The organism is Streptomyces actuosus, from assembly GCF_016921115.1.
In the GTDB taxonomy this organism is placed as follows: Bacteria; Actinomycetota; Actinomycetes; order Streptomycetales; family Streptomycetaceae; genus Streptomyces; species Streptomyces actuosus_A.
Genome location: NZ_JAFFZS010000001.1, coordinates 565579 through 583481, shown reverse-complemented (window position 1 = coordinate 583481; position 17903 = coordinate 565579). Strand labels below are relative to the sequence as shown.

General features: G+C 74.6%; 16 protein-coding genes, 1 tRNA gene and 1 pseudogene. 10 read left to right on the top strand and 8 right to left on the bottom strand.

The genetic code is table 11. The features are described 5' to 3' along the window. Window positions 1-18 precede the first annotated feature (18 nt). On the bottom strand, window positions 19-1158 hold the full coding sequence (locus JS756_RS02580; RefSeq protein ID WP_205381222.1) for an amidohydrolase family protein: 1140 nt from the start codon (window positions 1156-1158) through the stop codon (window positions 19-21). Window position 1159: 1 nt separating this feature from the next. Further along, a complete protein-coding gene (locus JS756_RS02575; protein WP_205381221.1) occupies window positions 1160-2563 on the bottom strand; it encodes a type I glutamate--ammonia ligase in 1404 nt (467 codons plus the stop codon). 119 nt (window positions 2564-2682) lie between these two features. Between JS756_RS02575 and JS756_RS02570 the strand changes: the two are divergent. After that, window positions 2683-3154 (top strand): annotated as a pseudogene (locus JS756_RS02570) (HAD family hydrolase); the annotation flags it as partial. Between the two features lie 183 nt (window positions 3155-3337). Here the strand turns inward: JS756_RS02570 and JS756_RS02565 are convergent. Next, a complete protein-coding gene (locus JS756_RS02565; protein WP_205381220.1) occupies window positions 3338-4159 on the bottom strand; it encodes an alpha/beta hydrolase in 822 nt (273 codons plus the stop codon). Between the two features lie 142 nt (window positions 4160-4301). Between JS756_RS02565 and JS756_RS02560 the strand changes: the two genes are divergently transcribed. From JS756_RS02560 to JS756_RS02550, 3 genes are all read left to right on the top strand, one after another. Next, a complete protein-coding gene (locus JS756_RS02560) occupies window positions 4302-5489 on the top strand; it encodes a thiolase family protein (protein WP_205381219.1) in 1188 nt (395 codons plus the stop codon). 158 nt (window positions 5490-5647) lie between these two features. Then, window positions 5648-6421: a sulfite exporter TauE/SafE family protein gene (locus tag JS756_RS02555; RefSeq protein ID WP_205381218.1), complete on the top strand. Its 774-nt coding sequence runs from the start codon at window positions 5648-5650 to the stop codon at window positions 6419-6421. A gap of 450 nt (window positions 6422-6871) precedes the next feature. Then, window positions 6872-7618 carry a cobalt-precorrin-6A reductase gene (locus JS756_RS02550; protein WP_205381217.1) on the top strand — a complete coding sequence of 249 codons (747 nt, stop codon included), beginning with the start codon at window positions 6872-6874 and terminating at the stop codon, window positions 7616-7618. A gap of 162 nt (window positions 7619-7780) precedes the next feature. On the opposite strand, the gene cobF is transcribed toward JS756_RS02550, so the two are convergent. Together cobF and JS756_RS02540 are read right to left on the bottom strand one after the other, a co-directional pair. Continuing rightward, window positions 7781-8560 (bottom strand): precorrin-6A synthase (deacetylating), encoded by a 780-nt coding sequence (gene cobF / locus JS756_RS02545; protein ID WP_205381216.1) that lies wholly within the window; start codon window positions 8558-8560, stop codon window positions 7781-7783. Window positions 8561-8608: 48 nt separating this feature from the next. Further along, the gene (locus JS756_RS02540) at window positions 8609-9139 is read right to left on the bottom strand and encodes a DUF309 domain-containing protein (protein WP_205381215.1); all 531 of its coding nucleotides are present in this window, start codon (window positions 9137-9139) and stop codon (window positions 8609-8611) included. Between the two features lie 106 nt (window positions 9140-9245). Between JS756_RS02540 and JS756_RS02535 the strand changes: the two genes are divergently transcribed. Continuing rightward, window positions 9246-9319 (top strand) — tRNA-Pro (locus JS756_RS02535). A 242-nt stretch (window positions 9320-9561) separates the two neighbouring features. On the opposite strand, the gene JS756_RS02530 is transcribed toward JS756_RS02535, so the two are convergent. Continuing rightward, window positions 9562-9954, bottom strand: coding sequence for a nuclear transport factor 2 family protein (locus JS756_RS02530; RefSeq protein ID WP_205381214.1), 393 nt, complete (start codon window positions 9952-9954; stop codon window positions 9562-9564). 131 nt (window positions 9955-10085) lie between these two features. Between JS756_RS02530 and JS756_RS02525 the strand changes: the two genes are divergently transcribed. Further along, a complete protein-coding gene (locus JS756_RS02525) occupies window positions 10086-10679 on the top strand; it encodes a PadR family transcriptional regulator (RefSeq protein ID WP_205381213.1) in 594 nt (197 codons plus the stop codon). A 387-nt stretch (window positions 10680-11066) separates the two neighbouring features. Here the strand turns inward: JS756_RS02525 and JS756_RS02520 are convergent, their stop codons facing one another. Beyond that, window positions 11067-12575, bottom strand: a complete 1509-nt coding sequence (locus tag JS756_RS02520) for an MFS transporter (protein WP_205381212.1) — start codon at window positions 12573-12575, stop codon at window positions 11067-11069. A gap of 281 nt (window positions 12576-12856) precedes the next feature. On the opposite strand from JS756_RS02520, the gene JS756_RS02515 reads away from it, so the two are divergent. Further along, complete coding sequence (locus JS756_RS02515) at window positions 12857-13549, top strand: TetR/AcrR family transcriptional regulator (protein WP_205381211.1); 693 nt, start codon at window positions 12857-12859, stop codon at window positions 13547-13549. Between the two features lie 253 nt (window positions 13550-13802). Here JS756_RS02515 and JS756_RS02510 read toward each other — a convergent pair whose 3' ends face one another. Continuing rightward, window positions 13803-14495: a CDP-alcohol phosphatidyltransferase family protein gene (locus JS756_RS02510; protein WP_307790240.1), complete on the bottom strand. Its 693-nt coding sequence runs from the start codon at window positions 14493-14495 to the stop codon at window positions 13803-13805. 125 nt (window positions 14496-14620) lie between these two features. Here JS756_RS02510 and JS756_RS02505 point away from each other — a divergent pair, with 125 nt between their 5' ends. The 3 genes from JS756_RS02505 (at window position 14621) to JS756_RS02495 (ending at window position 17776) form a co-directional block, all read left to right on the top strand. Continuing rightward, window positions 14621-15193 (top strand): SRPBCC family protein, encoded by a 573-nt coding sequence (locus JS756_RS02505; RefSeq protein WP_205381210.1) that lies wholly within the window; start codon window positions 14621-14623, stop codon window positions 15191-15193. Window positions 15194-15281: 88 nt separating this feature from the next. Then, complete coding sequence (locus JS756_RS02500; RefSeq protein WP_205381209.1) at window positions 15282-16976, top strand: radical SAM protein; 1695 nt, start codon at window positions 15282-15284, stop codon at window positions 16974-16976. Continuing rightward, window positions 16973-17776 carry a class I SAM-dependent methyltransferase gene (locus JS756_RS02495; protein ID WP_205381208.1) on the top strand — a complete coding sequence of 268 codons (804 nt, stop codon included), beginning with the start codon at window positions 16973-16975 and terminating at the stop codon, window positions 17774-17776. Before JS756_RS02500 ends, JS756_RS02495 begins: the two co-directional genes overlap by 4 nt. Window positions 17777-17903 lie beyond the last annotated feature (127 nt).

Below are 17903 nucleotides of genomic sequence, written 5' to 3'. Positions count from 1 at the left end.
CATTGCTTGATCATACTTTCAGGAGACATCGGAGAACCGGTAGACCCGGCGGGCGTTCTCCGCTCCCGCCCACCGGGCGATCCGCAGCGCGTCCCGCAGGTCCGTCTCGTCGGCGTCGACCAGGTCCTGCAGCAGCCCGGCCAGTCCCTGCCGGAACGCCAGCGCGCCGAGCGCGTAGAACTCGGCCGGCCCGCAGGCGTCCGAGCTGTACAGCAGCTTGCGGAACGGGGCGATCTCCAGCGCCTCGGCGAGGACGGCCCGCGCCCGGGCCGGCCCGACGTGATGGAGCGTCAGCCCGACGTCCAGATGGACCTGCTCGAACACCGCCGCGAGGTAGGCCGCCTGCCGCTGGTAGGGCCAGCAGTGCAGGAGCAGCACCGGAATCGTTCCGGCGGTCAGGCGCAGCCAGTCGGTCAGCAGCGCCGGGTCCGCCCGGTGCAGGCGGAGATCGGCGTCACCGAACCCGGCGTGCAACTGGAGCGGGAGCCCGAGGTCGACGGCCGCCCACAGCAGATGCCGCTCCAGCACCGGATCAGCCAGCCGCCCGCCGCCGTGCGCGAGCCAGCGCCGGGCCGCCGCGGCCACTTCCGCGTCCGGGGGGCGGGCCGGGTCGAGGGCGAAGCCGGTCCGGTAGGCGGCCACCGACTTCACCGCCACCACACCGGGCCGGCGCACGGCCTCCTCGGCCGCCGCGCGGAACGCCTCCGGGTAGGCGTCCGGTTCGACGCCCCGCGCGGCGACGGCCTCGGCGACGGTCTCCAGCCGTACGACCTCGTGCGCCACCGCGTCCGCCGCCTGCGCCAGCTGCCCCGGGGACGTGGCGCCCGCCGGGGCGTATCCGGTGTCGACGCACAGGACGGAGGTGTGCGCGGCCCGCAGGAAACGCCGGTTGACCTCCGCCGCGCCCAGGTCCGCGCGCCGGGCCAGGTACTCCTCGGCGGGCGTGTGCCGCGGCAGGTCCAGCAGGGGCGCGCAGTGTCTGCGCACGGCGAGACCGAGGGGCGTGTCGAAGGGCGACAGACCGCTGCCCGGCCATCGGCCGCCCTCGCCGAGCAGCCCCTCGAAGCCGGGGCGGTCCAGGGGCCCGGTCGTCACGCCGTGGCAGTGGTGGTCCACCAGCGGCAGCGCGGTCAGTTCCTCGTGAACGGCGCCGCCCACGTCAGTAGGTCCACCGGTAGGCCGCCGCCACCTGATCGTCGTCCAGGCCCTCGACGGAGGCGATCTCGCCCTCGCGCACCGCCGTCACGGCATCCGCCAGGACCGGTCCGAGCGCCGCGCGCAGCACCTCGTCGCCGCGGAAGGCGGCGACGGCCTCGGCCAGGGAGACCGGCAGCCGCCCGACGCCCAGGGCCGCGGCCTCCTGCTCGGTGAACCGGGCCGGGTCACCGGTCACCTCCCCGGGTAGCGCGGCGCCCCGGGACAGGCCGTCCAGGCCGGAGGTGAGGAGACAGGCCAGCGCGAGATAGGGGTTGGCGGCCAGGTCGACCGGCTTCACCTCCAGGTTGGCCTGCTGGTCCCGGCGTCCCGCGGTCCCGGTGATCACCCGAAGCGCGCACTCGCGGGTCTCCAGCCCCCACGCGGTGAACACGCCCGCCCACCGGGAGGGCCTGAGCCGCAGATAGCTGGACGGGCTCGGCGCCGTCACCGCGGTCAGGGCCGGCAGGCGGGCCAGGAGCCCGGCGGTGAACGACTCCGCCTCGCCGGTCATGCCGTGGCGGCGGGCGCCACCGGAGTGCAGGTTGGCGCCGTCGCGCCAGGCGGACAGGTGGACGTGGCCGCCGTTGCCGACGCCGTCGGCGGTGACGGCCGGGGCGAAGGACACCCGCAGCCCGTGCCGCCGGGCCACCGCGCGGACCGTCTGCCGTACCAGCACGCTGCGGTCGGCCGCCGCCACCGGGTCCAGGGCGCCCGTGGACAGTTCGAACTGCCCGGCTGCGTACTCGGGATGGAGCTGGTCGACCTCCACGCCCTGGGCGGCGAGCGCGGCCAGCAGGTCGGCGGTGCACTCGCTCAGATCGACCTGCCGGACGGCGCCGTACGCCGGACCCGCGGTCGCGGGCACGAACACGTCGTCCGGCACGTCGCCGCGTCCGTACGCCCACTCGATCTCGATGCCCGCCTTGAAGGCGAGGCCGTGGCGCTCGGCGGCCTCGGAGACGATCCGGCGCAGCACGGTGCGGCTGCAGCCCGGATGCCGGTGGCCGTCCTGGGTGATCCGGTCGACCGGCGCCCACGCCCAGCCCGGCTGCGCCGACAGGGCCACCAGGGCGTCCAGGTCCGGGTAGAGGCGCAGATCTCCGTCGGGGGAACCGAGCACGCCGGTGGAGACGATGGTGTCGTGGGCCAGGAACGTGTCGAACACCGGGGACATGCCGATGCCCCAGGCCGCCGCCGAGGCGAGCTTCGCCGTCGGGACCGTCTTCACCCGGCAGACGCCCGCGGTGTCGACGTAGGACAGCACGATCCCTTGCACTCCCCGCCCGGCGAGTTCACCGCCGAGGGCGGTGGCGCGGGCCACGTCCCCCGGACGTCCGCCGGGTACGGGGTCGGCAAGGGTGGTCATGCGTCCTCCTCGACGGGCTGGGCCGGCCCGCCCCATTGTGCCGCCCGGTGATCGGCGTGTCCGGCAGAACCGGGCCCCGGTCAGGGTGACGAGGTGGTCACCGTGACCGAAAGCTGGACATGCCCTACTCCCTCCCGCCCCTGACCACCGCACCGGAGCCGCACGCGCCCCGGCCCCGCGCCGGTGAGCCCCGCCCCGACATCCGGCTCGTCGTCACCGACATGGACGGCACCCTTCTGGACGACGACAAGAACGCCCCCGAGGGCCTGCCGGAGGCGCTGCGGCTGCCGCGCGAGCGCGGGGTGCTGTTCTGCCCGGCGAGCGGACGGCAGTACGCCACTCTGGCCCGGGAGTTCGAGGGTGCCGCCGACGGGATGGTGTTCATCGCCGAGAACGGCACCTACGCCGTGCGCGACGGCGTCGAACTGAGCAGCGACCCGCTGGAACCGGGTGTCGCCGCCCGGATCGCGGGTGCGGCGCGCACCCGGGCGGCGGGCGGCGGGCGGCGCGGACGTCGGCGCCGACGTCTGGGGCAAGCGGTCCACGTACGTGGAGCGCACCGACGAGCCGTTCCTCGCCGAGGTGTGCAAGGGCCTTGCCGTCCCGGAGGGGCGTGCGGAGGGCCGGGGGCCCGACGGCGGAGGGGTCCCCGGGGCGCACCCGGGGAAGATCCGCCCCTGGTCCTCGCCCGCTCGGGCGGCGTGCCGCAAGCGCTCCGTGCAGCCGCCGCGGTTGCCCGGGACATCCGGGACCGATCCGGCGGCCTCCGGGGACTCAGGCGGCGAGGACGCCGTCCAGGAAGCGGAGCAGTTCGCCGAGGACCACGTCCCTGTCGGTCTCGTGGAACACCTCGTGCCGGGCGCCTGCGTGGATGTGCTCGGTCAGCGCGCCCCCGCTCAACCGCTCCACACCGATGCGGCTCCCGGCGAGCGGGACCAGCCGGTCGTCGTCTCCGTGCAGCCACAGCACGGGCAGCGCGCCCACGTCCCCGCCCTTGGCCACCGTCTCCAGCGTGCGCAGGAACGCCTCCAGCGTGGGGCGCTTCATCGGGCCGTGCCACACCAGCGGATCCGCCGCGTACGCCGCCCCCACCTCCGGGTCGCGGGACAGCGCGGCGGGGTTGACGGGGATGTCGGGGACCTCTCCGTGCGCCTCGGCCTCGGCGAGCAGCCGCCCCGGTGTCTCCCACGCGCCGATCACCGGGCCGGACAGCACCAGTGCGGCGAGGCCGTCGCCGTACCGCTGGGCGTAGCGGGCGGCGATCAGGCCGCCCATGGAGTGGCCGATCACCACGACCGGGCGGCCGGGATGCGCGGCGTGTGCCACTTCCGCGACCGCGTGCACGTCGGTGACGACGTCCTCGAAGTCCTCGATCACCACCCGTTCGCCCGCCGATCGGCCGTGACCGACGTGATCGGGGCCGTAGACCGCCGCGCCGTGCGCCACCAGGACGTCCGCGAGGTCCCCGTAGCGTCCGGCGTGCTCGGCGTAGCCGTGCACCACCAGGGCGACGTACCGGGGCCGCTCGTGGGGCCACTCCCGCACGACGAGCGTGCCGCGGGTTCCCTCCAGCACGTGTTCGCGGCTGTCGGCCATGTCTCCTCGTCTCCTCCGGCTGGGGCGGTGAAGGTTCCCGGAGGATCTTCCCAGGGAGCCGCCGGGCGGTCTATAGTCCAAAACTAGCAGTGCTAATTAAGAGCTCGCTGGTCCACAGCGTCGTCGGTCAGGAGTCCTCCTCGTGCGTCCCGTCCACTTCGCGGCTGCCCGCCGCACGCCCATCGGCAAACTGCGCGGAGCCCTGTCCTCCGTACGGCCCGACGACCTGGCCGCCGCCGTCGTCCGCGGCCTGGTCGCCGACCTGCCCGCACTCGACCCGGCGCGGATCGACGACGTGTACTGGGGCGCAGCCAACCAGGCCGGCGAGGACAACCGCAACGTCGCCCGTATGGCCGTGCTGCTCGCCGGGCTGCCCGAGACCGTACCGGGCGCCACCGTGAACCGCCTGTGCGCCTCCGGCCTCGAAGCGGTCACCGCCGCCGCCCGCACCATCGCCGCGGGCGAGGCCGAGATCGTCGTGGCCGGCGGCTCGGAGTCGATGAGCCGCGCCCCGTTCGTGCTGCCCCGACCCGACGAGGCCCTGCCGCACCGCATGGAGACCGCCGACACCCGGCTCGGCTGGCGGCTGGTCAACCCGGCGATGCAGGAGCTGCACGGCCTGCTGTCGATGGGGGAGACCGCCGAGGAGGTCGCCGAGCGCCACGGCGTCACACGCGAGCGGCAGGACGAGTTCGCCCTGCGCAGCCACCGGCTGGCCGCCCTGGCCCGCAAGAACGGCCACTTCGACGACGAAATCCTGCCCGTGGAGCGCCCGGACGGGGCCGTCGTGGACGCGGACGAGTGCATCCGCGAGGACACCTCCCCCGAGAAGCTGGCGAGGTTGAAGCCGGTCTTCCGCGCCGGCGGCACGGTGACCGCGGGCAACGCCTCCCCGATGAACGACGGTGCCGCGGGCCTGATCCTGGTCAGCGAGGAGGCCCTGAACGACCTGGGCCTGGAGTCCATGGGCCAGTACGTCGCGGGAGGCTCTGCCGGAGTCCACCCCGACGTGATGGGCATCGGCCCGGTCCCCGCCACCCGCAAGGTGCTCCGCCGTGCGGGCTGGAGCATCGGCGACGTCCAGGAGGCCGAGTTCAACGAGGCGTTCGCGGCGCAGGCCCTCGCCTGCGTCGACGAGCTCGGCATCGACCCCGACCTGGTCAACCCGAGCGGCGGCGCCATCGCGCTCGGCCACCCGCTCGGCTGCTCCGGCGCCCGCATCCTCACCACGCTGCTGCACCGCATGCGCCGCACCGGCGCGGAGCGCGGGCTCGCGACCATGTGCGTGGGCGTGGGGCAGGGCAGCGCCGTCCTCGTCGAACGGCACTGAGCGCACCCTGACGGCGCCCCGCGCGGGGGGCCGCGGGCGCAGTACGCCGGTCGTCGGGACGCTGCGCGCCGGTGGCGTCCCGGCGGCCCCGGAGCCGGTCGCCCGCAGGGGGCGGAACCTGCGCGGACCGGACGGCGGGACATAGCATCGGTGTCCGCATGAACACGATGACGCTGTGGCACCTGACCGGCCCGGAGTTCGCCGCCCTCGCCCTCGCGGCCCTCCTCGTCGGCTTCTCCAAGACCGCGGTCAGCGGCGCCAACACGGTCAGCCTGGCGATCTTCGCGGCGGTGCTGCCCGCCCGCGCCTCGACCGGGGTGCTGCTGCCGGTGCTGATCGCCGGGGACGTGCTGGCCGTCCTCACCTACCGGCGACACGCCCACTGGCCCACACTGTGGCGGCTGTTCCCGGCGGTGGCGGCGGGCGTGGTCCTCGGCGCGCTGTTCCTGATGCGGGCGGACGACGCGGTCGTCCGGACGTCGATCGGAGTGATCCTGCTGCTGATGGCCGCGGTGACGGTGTGGCGCCGCCGCACGGCCGGAGCGGGGGACGTACCGGACGCCGTCACCACGCGGGCCGGCCGCGCCAGGGCCCGCTCCTACGGCGTCCTCGGCGGTTTCACCACCATGGTCGCCAACGCGGGCGGCCCGGTGATGTCCATGTACCTGCTGTCCGCAGGATTCCGGAAGCTGGGCTTCCTCGGTACGTCGGCGTTCTTCTTCCTGATCGTGAACGTCTCCAAGGTGCCCTTCAGCGCCGGACTCGGGCTGATCGACGGCCGCTCGCTGCTGCTGGACGCCGCGCTCGTGGTGTTCGTGGTGCCGGGGGCGCTGTTCGGCAGATGGGCTGTGGTCAGGATCAACCAGCGCCTGTTCGAGCAGTTGGTGATCGTGGCCACGGTGGCCGGCGGCCTCCAACTGCTGCTGCGGTAGACGGCGGCCGCAGGCGCGGGCCGGGCGTCGCGAGCCGGTCCGCCCTCCCCGGCCGCGCCACCGCAGCCGCGGACGACCGGACGGTCCGGGCGGGCCCGGCACACGCCGGTCCCCCGAACCCCTACGGGCACCCCGCGGCCCCCTCGGGACCACCGCACCCGACGGTCCCGAGGGGGCCGCGGGGTCGTCGTGGGCTCCGACCCGGCCCACCCCGACCCCGAGGTGCCGACGGGCCCGGATCCGGCGGTGTCCCGGGGCCGGGGCGTGTGTGCGGGGTGTTCGGCCGGGGGGCGTGCGGTCTCCCGTTCGCCCTTCCGGCCCTCGGGCCGCCCCGTGCGGTGGCCCCGGGAGCGGCGTGCCCGCGTGCCCCTCGGTCGTCGGTAGCAGGCCCGCCGGGCCGCCCCGGTCCCGGTGGTCGTCCGCCCGCGACGTCCCCGTACGCTCGTCCCCATGTCCCCGCACGTCCTGCTCCTCGGCGGAACCACCGAGGCGCGCCTGCTGGCCGACGATCTGACGGCGCGCCCGGGAGTCCGCGTCACCACGTCCCTCGCCGGGCGGGTCTCCAGGCCCGGCGCTCTGGCGGGGGAGGTCCGCGTCGGCGGCTTCGGCGGCGCGGACGGGCTGGCCGCATGGCTGCGGGAACACGCGGTGGACGCGGTCGTCGACGCCACCCACCCGTTCGCCGCGACGATCACGGCGAACGTCGCCCGGGCGGCAGCCGCCGCCGGGGTGACGGCCGTCGTACTCCGGCGGCCCGGCTGGCGCCCCGGCCCCCGGGACCGCTGGCACTGGGCGGCGTCCCTGGACGACGCGGCCGAACTGCTCCCGGCCCTCGGACGCCGGGTGCTGCTGACGACCGGCCGGCTGGGACTGGCCTCCTTCGCCCACCTGACGCAACTGCACTTCGTCGTACGGTCCGTGGAGCCGCCCGAGCCGCCGATGCCGCCGCACACCGACCTCCTGCTGGCCCGCGGCCCGTTCACCGAGGCCCACGAGACGGCGCTGCTGCGGGAACACCGCATCGACGTGATCGTGACGAAGGACAGCGGCGCAGAGGCGACGGCCGCGAAGCTGAGCGCCGCGAGGAGCCTGGGCCTGCCCGTCGTGGTCGTCCGCAGGCCCGCGCTGCCGGACGGGGTGACGGCCGTGTCCGACCTGGCGGGCGTGCTCGACCTCCTCGGCCTCGACGTGGCCTGAACCGAGGCACGCGGCCGGTCGACCGCGCGCGGCACACCGAGCGGTCCCCCGCCCGCCTTGACACATCGAAGCGAAGCCGACGACGCAACGCGCGCCGGGCAGCGGACGCGACGGTCGGGACGGGACCCGCGCCGGGGCCCGAGGCACGGCGGGCGCGGGGGGCTATGCCCTGTCGTCCCCGGAGCCGCGGCGCAGCAGGTAGGTGTCCATGATCCAGCCCTTGCGCTCGCGGGCCTCCGCGCGTAGCCGCTCGATCCGCGGCGCGGCCTCGGCGATCGGGCCGGCTTCCAGGATCTCGTCCGGGGTGCCGATGTAGGCACCCCAGTAGATGTGGAAGTCCTGGTCCGCGTACCGCTGGAAGGCCTGATGTGCGTCGAGCATCACCACCACGTCGTCCACGCCCTCGGGGAAGCTCTCCGCGAGTCGCCGGCCGGTGGTGATCTGCACCGGCCGCGCCACCCTGTTCAGCCCGATGCGGTGCCGGGCGACCAGGGCGGAGACGCTGCTGATCCCGGGAACGACGTCGTACGCGAAGGGGACCCGGCCGCGCTCCCGCACCTCGTCCAGGATCGCGATCGTGCTGTCGTACAGCGCCGGGTCCCCCCAGACCAGGAACGCCCCGGTCCCGTCCTCACCGAGTTCCTCGGCGATCAGCCGCGCGTAGATGTCGGCGCGGGCGCTGCGCCAGTCGCCCACGGCCGGCGAGTACGACGCTCCGTCCGCCCCGCGGTCCCGCTCGGGATCCCGTGCCTCGACCACGCGGTAGCCGCCGTCCGGACAGTGCGTCCGCAGCATCTCCCGGCGCAGCCGCGTCAGGTCGCTCTTCACCTCGCCCTTGTCCAGGACGAAGAACACGTCCGTGCTCCGCAGCGCCCTGACCGCCTGCAGGGTGAGCTGCTCGGGGTCGCCCGCGCCGATGCCGATGACATGAATGGTTCGCACGCCCCGAGTCTGCCGTACGCCACGGACCGTGACCGCACCGCCCGCCGGTCAGCGCAGCCGGGGTGCCCGCTGCCGCGCGTCGACGGCGGCCCCGCCCGTCTCCACCTGCGCGGCCAGTTCGCCGGCCCAGGCGACCAGGCCCGCGAGATCCAGCCCGTACGGCCGCGCCTCGCCTGCTCCGGCGGTCCACTCCGCCACGGCCCCCGCCCCGCGCCGCAGCAGCCGGGCCCCGCCGGTGGTGTTCCCGCGGGCGGCGTGCGTGAGGCCCACCGCGAGCTGGGCCAGCCCCCGCCACAGGGTCCGTTCGCCCCGCGGCCCCGACTTCCAGGCGTCCTCGAACACCTCGTGCGCGTGGAACGGGCGGCCCGTGTCCAGCAGGGCCTGCGCCTCCGCCACGGTCTCGTCCGGCGTGCGGACGACCCCCTCGGGCTGCCGCGGCACCCCTGGGGTGCCGTAGGGCAGGGGGCGTCCGAGCCCGTCCCGTGGCCGGGCGTTCCGGGCGCGGCCCGCACCGTCCCGGTCTCGCGCACCGCCCGGCCGCGCGGTGTCTGCGGCGTCCGTCCGACCCGTGTCGCTCATTCCTCGATTGTCCTCTCCCGCGGCCGGGACCACTTCGGGGCGGCCCCCGGTGTGAGGTAGAGTTCTCTCCGTCGCGATCACGCGGAGCACCGCGAGAGACGCAGACCGGGACGTGGCGCAGCTTGGTAGCGCACTTGACTGGGGGTCAAGGGGTCGCAGGTTCAAATCCTGTCGTCCCGACTCGTGAGAGTCGCAGATCAGAGGCCGTGTCGGAGAGATCCGAGACGGCCTCTCGGTCATGCTCGGTGCCGCTCCTCCCGTGCCGTCCGGGGCCTTTCGGCCGGGGGAGCCGCGTCGGGCCGCTCCCGGGGCGGGGCGGTGGACGCGGCGGAGCGGCGCCGGGTCGCCCGTTCAGCGCGCGGAGGCGGCGCGTCCGAGCGCCGTGGCGGCCGGTCCGGTACCACCCGGGCTCTCGACGCCTGTCACCCGGCGGCCGCCTCCCGGGCGATCCGGTCGAACTGCGCGCCCATGGCCTCGGACAGCGCCGTCGCCGCGGAGAGCGGCCGGACCATGACCAGGAAGTCGTCGATCTTCCCTTCCTCGTCGAAGTGGAGGAAGTCGCAGCCCTGGATCTGCTTGCCGCCGACGGTCGCCGTGAAGACGAACGCGTGGTCGCGGCCGTCCGGATTCGCGATCTCACGCACGTAGGTGAAGTCCTCGAAGACCCGGGAGACCCCGCGCAGGATCGCGGCGGTGATCGCCTTGCCCGGGTACGGCTTGAAGGCGACGGGGCTGGTGAAGACGACGTCCTCGGCGAGCAGCGCCTCGACGGCCGCGTGGTCCTGGGTCTCGACGGCCTTGCGGAAGGGGTGCACGGGATCACCTCTACTCAATTAGTTGACTAGGTGCAGCGGAGGCTATGGACGCCTTCCGGGCCTTGTCCAGCCCCCGGCCGGCCTCCACCCGTCGAATCCGCGAATGATCAACGCTGTGCTAGCGTCCCCGCATGGCCCTGCGGAACGCGCTGATGGCGGCCCTCCTCGAAGGGGAAGCGTCCGGGTACGACCTGGCCAAGCAGTTCGACGCCTCCGTGGCGAACTTCTGGATGGCCACCCCCCAACAGCTCTACCGCGAGCTGGAGCGCATGTCGGGCGAGGGCCTCGTCACCGCCCGGGTCGTCGCACAGGAGCGCCGCCCGAACAAGCGGCTGTTCTCCCTCACCGAGGCCGGGACGGAAGCCGTGCGCGCCTACGTCTCCGAACCGCCCGCCCGGCCGACGACGATCCGTGACGAGCTCCTGGTCAAGGTGCAGTGCGCGGACGTCGGCGACATCGAGGCCGTATGCGCGGCGATCGGCGAGCGCACGGACTGGGCCGCGGCCAAGCTCGCGCGGTACGAACGCATCCGGGAGCGCCTGCTGAAGGGGCGCACGGAGGACGAGTACTTCGAGGAGGCCGAGCGGATCGGGCCGTACCTGACGCTGATGCGCGGCATGGCGTTCGAGCGGGAGAACATCCGCTGGGGCGAGGCCGCCCTCCGCCGGCTCCGACGACGGGCCGCGGCCGCCGGTGGGCAGGGGCGCGCCGCATCACCGGCGTGAGGCTCCCACCCGTCGAGTTCTCCGTCCCGCTCTCCTGCTCCACTCGCCGGACCGAGGCCCCGCGCGAGCCCGGCACACGGAATCGTGCCGCTCCCTCCGGGCACGGAGGGAGCGGCACCCTGTTGCACCCCCCGCGGCTCACACGTGCTCCGCGTGCCGCGCAGCCCCCGGCCACGTGCGGTCCGGGCGGGTCGGCGGCGGATCCACGGCAGGGCGCCGGGCCGGCCGGTGTCCTGCCGCGACGCGGTGGAGGCGGGGCGGCGGCCGGACCGCACCGGCCTCCCGCACCCGCCGGGCCCACGGGACGCCCGCCCGCCACGGCCTCCCCGGGGCCGGGTGCCCGGCGGGCGCGGAGGCCCGGCGCCGGGTGAGCGGGCGGCGCGTCGGCTACTTCGGTGCCGGCTCCGGGCGCCGGAGCAGCAGGGACACGGCGACCACGGCGAGCAGGGCGACCGTGCTGCTGCCCAGCAGGGCGAACCGCATGCCGTCGAGGAAGGCCGTCCGGGCCTGGTCGGCCACGGGGCCTCCGACGGCGTTCGCGGCGGCCAGGGAGGACCGGGCCGCCTCGGCGATCTGCGGGGGCGCGCCGGTCAGGTCCAGCCCATCGCGGTAGGTGGCACTCAGGATGCTGCCGAGAACCGCGATCCCCAGCGCCCCGCCGAGCTCCCGCGTCAGGTCGTTCATCGCCGAGCCGACGTTCTGCAGTGCCCGCGGCAGGGCGCCGGTGATGGCGGTGGTCGCCGGAGTCATCGCCAGCCCCATTCCGAGGCCGTTGCAGAAGAGCGCGGTGGCGATCAGCCAGTAGGAGCTCCGGGCGTCGATCTGGGCGAGGGCGCCCATGCCGACGGCGACGGCCAGCAGCCCGACGACCCACGGGCCCCTCGCTCCGAATCGGGCGGTCAGGCGCGGGCTCAGCCGCGAGGACGGCACCATGCCCACGGACAGCGGCAGCATGCTCACCGCGGCGACCAGGGCGCTGTCCCCGCGCACCATCTGCAGGTACTGCATGATCACGAAGATGAAGCCGAAGAAGCCGAAGAAGACCAGCGTCATCGACAGCGAGCCGGCCGTGAAGCGCCGGTTGCGGAACAGGCGAGGGTCCAGCAGGGGGTTCGACTGCCGTAGTTCCCAGACGACGAAGGCCGCCAGCAGCACCACCCCCAGGCCGATGCCGCCGAGGGTCGCCGCGTCGCCCCAGCCCCGGGTCGGGGCCTCGATCACCGAGTAGACGATCGCCGCCAGGCACACCACCGACAGCAGCACGCCGACCACGTCGATCCGCGAGGCGTCCGGCTCGGCCGACTCCGGCACGTACAGCAGGGTGCCGACCAGGGCGACCAGCGCGAGGACGACGTTCAGCACGAACACGGAGGGCCAGGACCACAGCTCCAGCAGCAGCCCCGAGGCCAGGATCCCCACCACCGCGCTGGCCCCCGCGACCGCGGCCCACACGCTGACCGCGCGGGCCCGCTGCGCTCCGGAGAACGTGCTGGTGATCGTGGACAGGGTGGCCGGCATGACCAGGGCGGCCCCCGCCCCGAGCACGGCACGCAAGGCGATCAGCGTCGTGGGATCGGTGGTGAGCGCCGCCGCCCCCGAGCCCGCCCCGAAGATCGCCAGACCGGCGAGCAGAGCCCTGCGGCGGCCGAACCGGTCACCCAGCGCACCGGCCGGCAGGAGCAACGAGGCGAACGCCAGGCTGTAGGCGTCGATGATCCACGACAGCTGGGTCTGGCTGCCGTGGGTCTCCCTGGCGATGTTGGGCAGCGCCACGTTGAGCGACGCCATCGCCGCGACCACGCCGCCCAGGGCCAGGCAGGTGATGACGAGGACGAGGGTCTGGCGGACGGGGGGCGGCGCGGGACGGGCGGTATCGAGAGGCTGCACGACGCTCATGTGATGTTCTTCCTGGAGTTCCCGACGGGGTGCCGGGGTGCACGGAGCCTGCGGACGCGGTCAGCCGGCGGGCTGTCCGCAGGGCCACGGTGCAGGCGCCGCGGGTGCGAATTCCACCATGATGAATAAGGTCGGCGGCGGTGCCGGGCCCCGCGCGGCCCCGGACGTCCGCGGCACGGGGCCGGGCCGCGCCCGATGACATGGGGGCGGCGGCCGGCGGTCGGCCGGGAACCGCGGTGACCGCCGCCGGGTGACGAGCGGTCCCGCGGGATAGGATTTCAATGATGATGAATAAAGCCCAGCGCCGCGGCCGGCGTCCCGGCAGCCCGGACACCAGGGCCGAGATCCTCGACGTCGCCCGCCGCCGATTCCTCCAGGACGGCTACCACGCCGTGACCCTGCGCTCCATCGCGACCGAAGCAGGTGTGGACCTGGCCCTCATCAGCTACTTCTACGGCTCCAAGAAGGGCCTGTTCGGTGCCGCGCTGGCGCTTTCCGTCAACCCGGCGGACGTCGTGGCCGAGGTGCTGGAGGGAGATCCCGCGACCCTTCCCCAGCGGGCCCTGCAGCGCGTGCTCGCCGCGTGGGACGACCCGGAGTCCGGCCCCGTCCTGCTCGCACTGGTCCGGAACGCCGTTCAGGACGACACCTTCGCGGCGCTCCTCCGGGAGCTCGTCGAACGCGAGATCGTGGACCGCGTCGCCGCCTCGCTCGGCGGCACCGCCGCCCGTCGGCGCGCCATGGCCTTCTGCGCGCAGGTCGCCGGGCTCATCACCACCCGCTATCTGCTGCGCGTGGAGCCGATGGCCTCGATGAGCCACGAGGAGATCATCCGCCACCTCGGCCCGGCGGTGCGCCAGACCCTGAGCGAGCCCGGGCGCCGCCCCGCGCAGGGCGGCCCCGCGCCGACGGCCCGGCGCCGGCAGGAGCAGGCGGCGCGCCCGCCGAGGACCGGCGGCCCGACCGGCCGGTGACGCCTCCCGCCCCCGAAGCCGGGACGCCCACGGCGCGGGCTGCGGGGATGCCCACCGCGCGGCGCCGCGGGAGATCCCTCCGTGCCGACCGCGGGAATTCCTCCGCACCAGGCCGGGGGATCGCCCGTCCGGACCGGGTGCGGACCGGTTCCGCGACGGGCGCCGGAACCTCGATGGGGGCACGTCGAACGGGTGAGCCCGGGCGGAGCGTGAAGCGGACCGGCTCCCGGGACGGTCAGGGGCGAGCGGGGCGTCAGCGACGGGTGAGACGCCGCAGCGCGACGACGATCTGCAGGGCGGCGGCAGGCCGCAGCAGAACGGGGCGGGGCCGCTCGGGCACGGCACCGCGGCACAGCGCGAGACCGGTGACGGCGACGACGGGAAGCGCCCATACGGCCACCGCCGCGGCCCGGACGGCGCGGTCGGGCTCGTGGCGCAGGGTGAGCCACATCCAGAAGGCGGCGTCGGCGAAGGTGTCGGCGTAGGCGCCGAAGGGCGTTTCGGTGCCCTGGTGGCGGGCGAGTCGTCCGTCGGCCACGTCCAAGCCGATCGCCACCACCCCGCAGGCGCGGTGGTCGCCGACGGGCAGGGCCGGGAGATTGGCGCGGACCAGCGTCAGGGCGTCCGGGAGGGTCAGGCGGGTGCGGTGCTCCAGCAGCCCCAGGTGCAGCACCGCGAGTGCCCAGCTGACCGCCACCCAGCGCCTTCCTGGCCGTCTGCCGGACGCCGGCGTGTACAGGGCGCCGTGCAGGACCGTCAGTTCGGCCAGGGCACGCGGTCGGCGGACGGCCTGGTGCAGCGAGCGGCGCACGGCGAGCCCGAGGAACCTCCCCACGGCGGCCGGGCGGAAGGTCCCGCCGCGGACCTCGGCCAGCAACGCGTTCGTGGCGGCTCTGCTGTCCGCCCGGTCGAGCAGCGACTTCATGTTCTTCGCCTCCGCACACACGCGGTGATGGTGTCCACCGTAGGGCGCGACGCGCCGTGACGAAGCTTCACGCGCTCACCCGTCGCCGGGCCGTGCGGCATTAGCGTCGGTGTGCGGAACGGACGGACACGCGTGGAGGTCGGGCAATGGTGCGGATCGGCGCTCTGGTGGCGGGGGCGGTGATGGCGGGCGGAGCCGTCGCGGCCGGATATCTGGGACTGGTGACGGGGGCGCTGCCGCTGGACGTGCGGGCCGGTCGGAGAACCCGTGCACTCGGCCCGCGCACCGTGGACATCGCGGCGCCGCGCACGGTCGTGTTCGACGTCGTCACCCAGCCGTACCTGGGCCGGGCCACGCGGGCGATGCGGGAGAAGGTGACCGTGCTGGAGCGGGGCACCGACATGGTGCTCGCCGCCCACCGCACCCCGGTCGCCGGGGGGCGGCTGACGGCGACGACGGTGGAGACGGTGCGGTTCGCCCGCCCGGACCGGATCGACTTCCGGCTCGTGCGCGGGCCGGTGCCCGCAGTCACCGAGACGTTCACCCTCACCGAGTACGGCCCCGGGACACGGCTGGTGTACGCGGGCGAGCTGGCCACCGATCTGTGGGGTGCGGGGCAGTGGTGGGGAGGCCTGGTCGCTCCCCGGTGGGAGGCGGCCGTCACTGCGACCCTGGCCGCCGTACGGCAGGAGGCCGAGCGGCGCGCGGCGGCGCCGTGAGGCAACCGGCACCGCTGACAGCGGGCGCGCCCCGGACGGCGGCGCCCCGGTGGCCGGCACGACCGTCCCCTTCGAGAGGAGTTCTGTGATGTCCGAGGCACCGGCGCCGCGGCGCGGGGCCGACAGGGACGAGGTGTTCGTGGAGTTCACCAAGTCCGTCTGCCCACTGTGCAAGACGACCGTCGACGCGCAGGTCAACATCCGCGACCGCAAGGTGTACCTGCGCAAACGGTGTGTGGACCACGGCGAGTTCGAGGCACTGGTGTACGGGGATGCCGAGGAGTATGTGTCCTCCGCCCGCTTCAACAAGCCCGGCACCCTCCCTCTCACCTTCCAGACCGAGGTGAGGGACGGCTGCCCGAGCGACTGCGGGCTGTGCCCGGAGCACAAGCAGCACGCCTGCCTGGGGATCATCGAGGTCAACACCGGCTGCAACCTGGACTGCCCGATCTGCTTCGCCGACTCCGGTCACCAGCCATGGGGGTCGCCCCGATCGAGCGGCGCCGCGAGCGGGGGAGGCTACGCGCTCACCCACGAGCAGTGCGAGCGGATGCTCGACGCCTTCGTGGCGAGCGAGGGCGAGGCGGAGGTGGTGATGTTCTCCGGCGGCGAGCCCACCATCCACCGCCACATCCTCGACTTCGTCGACCTCGCCCAGGCCCGCCCGATCAACAGCGTCACCCTCAACACCAACGGCATCCGGCTGGCCGGCGACAGGAACTTCGCCGCCGAACTGGGCAGGCGCAACCGGGTGCCGGGCCGGTCGGTGAACGTCTACCTCCAGTTCGACGGCTTCGACGAGCGCACCCACCGGGAGATCCGCGGCCGGGACCTGCGCGCGGTCAAGCAGAAGGCGCTCGACAACTGCGCCGCGGCCGGCCTGACCGTCACCCTGGTCGCCGCCGTCGAGCGCGGACTCAACGAGCACGAACTCGGGGCGATCATCGAGTACGGCATCGACCATCCCGCGGTGCGCTCCGTGGTGTTCCAGCCCGTCACCCACTCCGGCCGCCACATCGCCTTCGACCCGCTGGACCGCCTCACCAACCCCGACGTCATCCGGCTGATCAACGAGCAGCGCCCGGCCTGGTTCCGACCGGGCGACTTCTTCCCCGTGCCCTGCTGCTTCCCGACCTGCCGCTCCGTCACCTACCTGCTCGTGGACGGCGAACCGGGCGACCGCGTCGTCGTCCCGCTCCCACGGCTGCTGGACGTGGAGGAGCACCTCGACTACGTCACCAACCGCGTCATGCCCGACCCCGGGATCCGCGAGGCGCTGGAGAAGCTGTGGTCGGCCTCCGCGGTCATGGGCGCGGGCGTGACCGAGGACCGGCTGCGGGCCACCGCCGAAGCGCTGGGCTGCGGCGGCAACTCCGACGCCCTCGGCAGCGGGGGAGCGTGCGGCATCGACCTGCCCGAGGCGGTGAAGCACCTCGACGAGAAGGCGTTCATGATCGTCGTGCAGGACTTCCAGGACCCGTACACCCTCAACGTCAGGCAGCTGATGAAGTGCTGCGTCGAGGAGATCACCCCCGACGGGCGGCTGATCCCGTTCTGCGCGTACAACTCCGTCGGCTACCGCGAGCAGGTACGCGCCGAGATGTCCGGCGTGCCGGTCGCCCCGGTCGCGCCCAACGCCCTGCCGCTCGCCGACCGCCTGACACCGACCCCGTACGGTTCCAAGACCGTGAGCGCCGGCCCCGAGGCGGGGAACGCCGCGCAGGGCGGCGGCGCCGAACGCACGCCGGACGCCACGAGCGGGCAGGGAGAGGGCCCGTCGTGAACCGGCCGCCGAGCGGGGAGCCGCTGAAGTCCTGCTGCGGTGCCGCGTACTCCTCGGACGCCGTCGCCCTGCTCCTCGGCGAGTCGTACCATCCCGGCGGTACCGCCCTGACCCGCCGACTCGCCGACATCCTCGCCCTCGCCCCGGGCACCCGGGTCCTCGACGTCGCCTCCGGGCGCGGCACCACCGCCCTGCTCCTCGCGCACGCCTACGGCGTCGAGGCCGACGGCGTGGACTACGCGGCGGCGAACACCGCCCGCGCGCGGGACGCGGCCCGGGCCGCCGGGCTGGCCGGCCGCGCCCGGTTCATCACCGGTGACGCCGAGCGTCTCCCGTACGGGGACGCCACCTTCGGCGCCGTGGTGTGCGAGTGCGCGTTGTGCACCTTCCCCGACAAGGGCCGAGCCGCCGCCGAGTTCGCACGCGTCCTGCGGCCCGGGGGCCGCCTCGGCATCAGCGACGTCACCGCCGAGACCGACCGCATCCCGCCCGAGCTGCGCGGCCCGGCCGCCCGCATCGCCTGCGTCGCCGATGCCCGTCCGCTGGAGGCGTACGCCGAGATCCTGGCCGCGGTCGGGCTGCGCACCCTCGTCACGGAGCGGCACGACGACGCGATGCTCCGCATGATCGACCGGATCCAGGCCCGACTGGACCTGCTGCGCGTCACTGTCCCGGCCCGCCTCGCCGAGGCCGGTGTGGACCTGGCGTCGGCACCGGCGGTTCTGGACGCGGCCCGGGCCGCGGTCGCCGACGGCGTGCTCGGCTACGCGCTGCTCGTCGCCGAGCGGACCGCGGGGTAGGCGCGGGCGGGCGGCCCTTGCCTTCCCCACCGAGGGGGCCTACTTCGGGGGCAGGACCGACGCGAAGCCGTGCCCCCGGTCAATCCGGTCGGCGGGGTCCTCGTCCTCGGCGAGGGCCGACGCGCCG

Bases quoted from the DNA above. Each gene is read 5' to 3' on its own strand.
- JS756_RS02575 (WP_205381221.1), bottom strand. From the start codon at position 2,563: ATGACCACCCTTGCCGACCCCGTACCCGGCGGACGTCCGGGGGACGTG.
- JS756_RS02565 (WP_205381220.1), bottom strand. From the start codon at position 4,159: ATGGCCGACAGCCGCGAACACGTGCTGGAGGGAACCCGCGGCACGCTC.
- JS756_RS02555 (WP_205381218.1), top strand. From the start codon at position 5,648: ATGAACACGATGACGCTGTGGCACCTGACCGGCCCGGAGTTCGCCGCC.
- JS756_RS02550 (WP_205381217.1), top strand. From the start codon at position 6,872: ATGTCCCCGCACGTCCTGCTCCTCGGCGGAACCACCGAGGCGCGCCTG.
- JS756_RS02540 (WP_205381215.1), bottom strand. From the start codon at position 9,139: ATGAGCGACACGGGTCGGACGGACGCCGCAGACACCGCGCGGCCGGGC.
- JS756_RS02525 (WP_205381213.1), top strand. From the start codon at position 10,086: ATGGCCCTGCGGAACGCGCTGATGGCGGCCCTCCTCGAAGGGGAAGCG.
- JS756_RS02520 (WP_205381212.1), bottom strand. From the start codon at position 12,575: ATGAGCGTCGTGCAGCCTCTCGATACCGCCCGTCCCGCGCCGCCCCCC.
- JS756_RS02515 (WP_205381211.1), top strand. From the start codon at position 12,857: ATGATGATGAATAAAGCCCAGCGCCGCGGCCGGCGTCCCGGCAGCCCG.
- JS756_RS02505 (WP_205381210.1), top strand. From the start codon at position 14,621: ATGGTGCGGATCGGCGCTCTGGTGGCGGGGGCGGTGATGGCGGGCGGA.
- JS756_RS02500 (WP_205381209.1), top strand. From the start codon at position 15,282: ATGTCCGAGGCACCGGCGCCGCGGCGCGGGGCCGACAGGGACGAGGTG.